The sequence below is a fragment of the Streptomyces sp. NK15101 genome, from assembly GCF_020400725.1.
GTDB lineage: Bacteria > Actinomycetota > Actinomycetes > Streptomycetales > Streptomycetaceae > Streptomyces.
The window spans coordinates 1-5,880 of sequence record NZ_JAINVG010000170.1 but is presented as its reverse complement, the minus strand read 5'-3'; the positions used below and the strand labels follow the sequence as shown (position 1 = coordinate 5,880).

Here is a 5,880-nt window from a genome sequence, read left to right as displayed (position 1 = left end):
CGACCGGGTGGACCTGGTCGCCGTCTTCGGCCCCGAGCACGGCTTCCGGGGCACCGCCCAGGCGGGCGGTTCCGAGGGGCGGTACGACGACCCGGCGACCGGCCTGCCCGTCTACGACACGTACCTGAAGAGCGGGCAGCCTCTGGCGGACGTCTTCACCGCCTCCGGGGCGGACACCGTCGTCTTCGACATCCAGGACGTCGGCGCCCGCTTCTACACGTACATCTGGACGCTCTACGACTGCATGGCGGCCGCCGCCCTCGCCGGCAAGCGGTTCGTGGTCCTGGACCGGCCGAACCCGGTGACCGGACGGGCCGCGCTCGGCCCCGTCCTGGACCGGGCGTTCGCGACCTTCGTCGGGCGGGAGCCGATCGCGCAGGCGCACGGCATGACGGTGGCGGAGCTCGCGGGGCTGTTCGACGGCGAGTTCCTGGCCGCGCCCCTCGCCCTGGAGACCGTACGGATGACGGGGTGGCGGCGGACGGAGTTCTTCGACGCGACCGGACTGCCGTGGGTGCCGCCCAGCCCGAACATGCCGACGCCGGAGACCGCGCTCGTCTACTCCGGCACGTGCCTCTTCGAGGGCACGAACCTCTCCGAGGGGCGGGGCACCACCCGGCCCTTCGAACTCCTCGGCGCCGAGGGCGTCGACCGGCGGTGGGCGGAGGCGGCGAACGCCCTCGGCCTGCCCGGGGTGCGGTTCCGCGAGGCGTACTTCGCGCCGACCTTCTCCAAGTTCCAGGGGAGGACGGTGGGCGGGGTGCAGCTGCACGTCGACGACCGGGAGGCCTTCGACCCGGTACGGACGGGCATCGGACTCCTGGTCACGGCCCGCCGCTCGTGGTCCGGCTTCGCCTGGCGGGCGGACCACTGGATCGACAAGCTGACGGGCTCGGCCCGGGTGCGGACCCTGATCGACGCGGGCGCGGGCGTGGACGAGGTCGTCGGGGCGTGGGAGGCGGATCTGACGGCCTTCCGGGCGGTGCGCGAGGAGTACCTGCTCTACCGGTGAGAGGGGGGGTGAGCCCCCGTACGGTACGGGTGCGGGCGGGATGTCCCCCGGGCGTCCCGCCGACCACGCTGGACCGCATGAGACTCTCCTTGCGACGCCGTCCGCACCGCCTGCCGCTCGTCGGGCTCCTCCTCGCCGCCTGTCTGGGCGCCCTGGCACCCGCCACGGGCGCCGTCGCGGCCCCGGCCGGCTCCGATCCCGTGCGGGAACTCGCCCGCTCCGCCCGGCCCCTGACCGATCTGCGCCCGCTCGACCGGATGATCGGCTCGGCCAAGGTCGTCGGCATCGGCGAGGCCACCCACAGCTCGGCGGAGTTCTTCGAGGCCAAGCACCGGATCTTCGAACACCTCGTGGAGTCCCGCGGCTTCACCACCTTCGCCCTGGAGGCCTCCTGGTCCACCGGCCTCCTCGTCGACGAGTGGGTGCGCACCGGCCGGGGCGACATCCGGGCGATCATGCGGGACGAGTTCCAGGAGTCGTACCGCCTGTGGAACACCGAGGAGTACCTCGACCTCTTCCTCCGGATGCGCGAGCACAACCGGCTCCACCCCGGGCACCGGGTCCGCTTCATGGGCAACGACCTCGGCTACGCCGGCCCGAACCTCTTCGACGCCGTCACCTCGTACGTCGCCCGCGTCCACCCGGAACTCCTCCCCAGCTTCCGGGAGCTGTACCGGGACTCCCGGCCCACCGGCGAGGTCGAGGCCTGGATGAAGGGGTACACGGAGAGGCCGCGTGCCGAGCGGCAGCGGATGGCCGGCGACGTGAACCGCGCCCTCGCCCTCCTGGAAGGGCAGGCCCCCGGCAAGGGCCCCGGGGCGCGGGAGGCGCACCTCTGGGCGGTGCAGCACGCGCGCGCGATCGCCCAGGTCGGCAACGAGTACGCCCACGACCTGACGACACCGGAAGGGATCGCCGCCGCGATGCTCTACCGCGACCGGGTCATGGCCGAGAACACCGCGTGGTGGCAGCGGCGGACCGGGGACCGGATGGTGCTCTCCGCGCACAACGGGCACGTCGGCTACGCATCGCCGAAACCGGACCACTACCCCCGCACCCAGGGGGCCTTCCTGCGGGACGTCCTCGGCCGGGACTACGTGAGCGTGGGCACCTCCTTCGGGCGGGGCTCCTTCAACGCGCACGACACCGAGGCCCCCGGAGAACCGATCCGGGCCTTCACCGTCGCCCCGCTCGGCCCCGACAGCAGCACCCACACCCTGGACCGGGTCGCGTCCGCCCCGTTCTACCTGGACATGAGGCGTACGACTCCGGCCGCACGCGACTGGCTGGCCGTGCCCCGGCCGGTCCGGCAGGTCGGGACGGCGTACCCCTGGCCGGGCGAGGTGGCGTCGATGCCGCTCTCCACCACGTACGACCTGCTGATCCACTTCCCCAGGGTCTCGGCGGCCCGGCTGCGCTGACGCGCCGTCGCACGTCTGGACGGAGCCGTGCGCGGGCATGCTGGCCAAGGAGCCGCCGCCCGCGCACGGGGCGCACTCGGCGCTGCGGCCCCCTCGACGTGGAGGGACGGTCTGGCCGTGACCGGGATGAGTGTGGAGCCGTACCGGGAGATCAGCTTCGACAAGGACGGCGACGGGCCGCCGGGCCAGGCCTCGGAACTGGCCGCGCTGGCGCGCCGGGGGGTGGGCGACCTGGTGGTGTTCGCGCACGGGTGGAACAGCTCGCCGTCCGGCGCCACCCGGCTGTGCTCCGACTTCTTCGCCCCCTTCCCCGGGCTGATCGCGCCCGGGGTGGAGGCGGGGTACGCGGGGGTGGTCTGGCCCTCGATGATGTTCTCGGACGAGCCGGTGCCCGACTACCGGGCGCTCGTGACGGTCCTCCCGGAGAAGGAACCGGTCATCGGGCGGCTCACGGAACTCCTCGCCGCCGCGCCGGCGGAGGAGTCGGCGTTCGACGAGTTCGGGGCGCTGCTGCGGGAACTGACGGACGTGAACGCCGACATGGGGTCAGCGGCCGTCCGGGAGCCGGTGCCCGCGTTCCTGGTCGCGGACCCGGTCGCGGTCTGTGCCCTGTTCACCGAGGCGCTCGGGGGCGCCGGCCCGGTCCCGCCGGAGGGCTTCCTCGGCGGGGGGCCGAAGCGGTACTGGAAGGGCGCCAAGGAGGCGCTGCGGCAGGCCACGTACTACGTGATGAAGAAGCGGGCCGGGCGGGTCGGCGAGCACGGGCTCGGACCGCTGCTCGGCGAGGTCGCGCGGACCGCCCCCGGCCTCCGGGTCCACCTCGTGGGCCACAGCATGGGCGCCCGGCTCGTCGCGCACGCGCTGCGGGGGCTGCCGGCGGGGGCCCGCCCGGTCGCCTCCGTGACGCTCCTTCAGGGGGCCTTCTCGCACTACGCGTTCGCGGCGCGGCTGCCGCACGACCCGAGGCGGTCCGGCTCGCTGCGGGACCTCCAGCACCGGGTCCGGGGACCGGTGGTCGCCTGCCACTCGCGGCACGACACGGCGCTCGGGGTGATGTACCCGCTGGCGTCCCGGCTCGCGAACGACTCCGATTCGCTGACCGGCTTCCCCGCGGGGCTGCTCGGCACGGACGACCCGCGCTGGGGCGCGATCGGGCACGACGGCATACGGGCGGTGCCGGGGACGGTGGAGCGGACCCTCGCGGAGGTCCTGCGCGAGGGAGTGCCGGGTTCGGGGTGCGTGAGCGTGGACGCGGCCGAGACGGTCCGCTCGCACAGCGACATCTGCCGTCCCGAGCTGGCCCGGGTGGTGGTCTCGGCGTCCCGGACGGGCCGGTGAGCCGTCGTCTTCCGCCCCGCTGACGGCTCCCATCGGACTTTCGGTGACTCCCCCCAACTCCGGGTGGAGGCTTCTCGCCATGCCGGTGGGGCTTCGCGACGGACCAGCCCGGCCCGTGGGGCGTTCAGGGCGCCCACCGTGTCCGCGTGCGCCCGGTGGCCGCACGAGACGCGGTGGAACTTCTCCTGGGCGGGCCGGTTCTCCGCGCGGACGTGCCCGCGTTCGAGGCAGGTCCGGGATGTGTTGCGGGGGTCCACGGCGATCGCCTCCCGTCCGGCGCTCTCAGCCTTGGCGGTGAGGATCGTCAGGAACACCCCCATCCGGCAGTAGGGCGAGCAGTGTTCCCGCGGCATCTCGCCCAGCGCGGCCTGCCGGCCCACCGTGGGCCGCAGGAGGAACGTGTACGCACGAATCACCCCGGCCCACCCCTCACGCCACCATGGGGCGGGCTACCGACAGCAATGGCCCTCCTGGCGACAAGTCGCCACGCCTCGCCATTCCTGCAGCGGCGCACCGCCGGCCGTTACCGCGGAGGTGCGGCGAACTCCGGCGCTGCGCACCTCCGGGACAGGGATGCGTTTCCCTCCCCGGCCGAAGCCGGGGATACCCACGCAGGAACGGGGATGGAACACAGCGGCCCGCTCGTTCGTCTCTCTGATAGCGCGGAAGGACCAGCGACGGAGGTGGCGAGGGATGGCCGGTTTCCGGAGTCTCGCGAGACAGGTGCGCGATCCGGGGTGCGACACGGCGCTGCGCAGGTACTCGCTGCGCAAGTGTCTGGAGAGGTTCGCGCCCTACGGGCACCGCGCGACCTGGGACCATCTGTGCCGCAGGCACAGGTTCGGTCCCGAGGACCGGGAGCTCGACCCGGGGCGGCTCGTGGCCGCGCTCGACGAGTTGGAGGAGGCGCGGGCCGTGTGGCTCGCGTACGAGGAGCAGTTCGCCGCCCGGCGGCGGCGCGAGAAGCAGGAGGGGCTGCGCGGGCTCGGCGCGCTCGACGACTGGCACCGGCGGGTCTGGGGCGGGAACGGCGTGGTCCGCTGCGGAGACCCGGCGGTGCATCCCTCGGACCCGCTGCCGGAGGTGCTGCGGCGGCTGATCAGTGCCCTGGAGCGGGGGCCGGGCGAGGCGTGCCCGGTGTGCGCGGGGCCGCGGATCGAATGGGCGGGCCCTGGGCCCGGCCCGGTGTGCGGGGACTGCGGGGTGGGCGTCCCGCGCGCGGTCCTGACGCCGGGGGCGCTGGCACGGGCCCGGAGCGGCCGACGCCGGTCGCTGGCCTCGGCGGCGTGAGGCCCGCTCCAGCTGCGCCTCAGCGACTTACGGCCCCGGACGCCCGGGCGGGGAACCGTCCAGCGGGTGCGGCACTCGCGGCGGGGTCCCGGCCGACCAGGTCGTGTTCGGGCGATCACGTCGCTCCCCGGCTGAGCCGGGTGATGTCAGGCGGTGCTGATGTCGGCGAGGGTGCTCTGGAGCCGGCGGATCGCGTCTTCGGCCTCCGCGTACTGCTGGGAGGTCGGGCGGACGGCGCCGAAGGTGGGGCCGTCCTCGGCGGGCAGGGCGCGCCAGTGCAGGATGGGCGTGAGCGCGGTGGCGGCCGCGCCGAGGAACCACGCCAGGCGTCCGTGGACGTGGGCGAGGGCGATGGCCAGATCGGCGAGCGCCTCGCGCAGGTGCGCCAGCCGGTCGACCGTGGACAGGGCCTGTTGGGCCTGCGGAGTGCCGACGGCGGCGCGCAGGTCGGCGGCGGCCTTCGCGGCGACGGTGCGGTCGTCCGGCTCCGGGATCCACGTCCGATCGCGGATCTGCCGTTCGGCTTCCTCTGTCAGGTTCTTGATGACCGTTCGCATATCCACGCCGTCACTCTATGCCCGTTCTCGACCGTCGACGGTAGGGCGTGGACAGACCGACCGGTGATCAAACCGCCTTGATCGCCGAGCGGCCCGTCATGATCGACCGGACACGTCCTGGCCGTGCTCGTCACGAGCGGCTGCGTGACCGTCCGCTCGACTCCGGGCCTCCGTCCGCCGGCCGCTCGACCCGGGCACAAGGCGACGGGGGTCGGACGGTACGGCGGGGCGACGACCGGTCGACACCCGGGACTGTGCGTCA

General features: G+C 74.1%; 5 protein-coding genes and 1 pseudogene. 4 read left to right on the top strand and 2 right to left on the bottom strand.

Annotated elements, in window-relative coordinates:
- From K7G60_RS38125 to K7G60_RS38115, 3 genes are all read left to right on the top strand, one after another.
- Positions 1-1,012 (top strand): exo-beta-N-acetylmuramidase NamZ domain-containing protein (locus K7G60_RS38125; RefSeq protein WP_225805555.1); only part of this gene is annotated, 1,012 nt, incomplete at its 5' end.
- Positions 1,013-1,089: 77 nt separating this feature from the next.
- Positions 1,090-2,433, top strand: coding sequence for an erythromycin esterase family protein (locus tag K7G60_RS38120; protein ID WP_225805554.1), 1,344 nt, complete (start codon positions 1,090-1,092; stop codon positions 2,431-2,433).
- A gap of 126 nt (positions 2,434-2,559) precedes the next feature.
- On the top strand, positions 2,560-3,771 hold the full coding sequence (locus tag K7G60_RS38115; protein ID WP_225805557.1) for an alpha/beta hydrolase: 1,212 nt from the start codon (positions 2,560-2,562) through the stop codon (positions 3,769-3,771).
- 80 nt (positions 3,772-3,851) lie between these two features.
- On the opposite strand, the pseudogene K7G60_RS39610 reads toward K7G60_RS38115, so the two are convergent.
- A pseudogene (locus K7G60_RS39610) lies at positions 3,852-4,088 on the bottom strand (zinc ribbon domain-containing protein); the annotation flags it as partial.
- Between the two features lie 376 nt (positions 4,089-4,464).
- Here K7G60_RS39610 and K7G60_RS38105 point away from each other — a divergent pair.
- Complete coding sequence (locus K7G60_RS38105) at positions 4,465-5,061, top strand: hypothetical protein (protein WP_225805553.1); 597 nt, start codon at positions 4,465-4,467, stop codon at positions 5,059-5,061.
- A gap of 146 nt (positions 5,062-5,207) precedes the next feature.
- Here K7G60_RS38105 and K7G60_RS38100 read toward each other — a convergent pair whose 3' ends face one another.
- Positions 5,208-5,618: a hypothetical protein gene (locus K7G60_RS38100; protein WP_225805556.1), complete on the bottom strand. Its 411-nt coding sequence runs from the start codon at positions 5,616-5,618 to the stop codon at positions 5,208-5,210.
- Positions 5,619-5,880 lie beyond the last annotated feature (262 nt).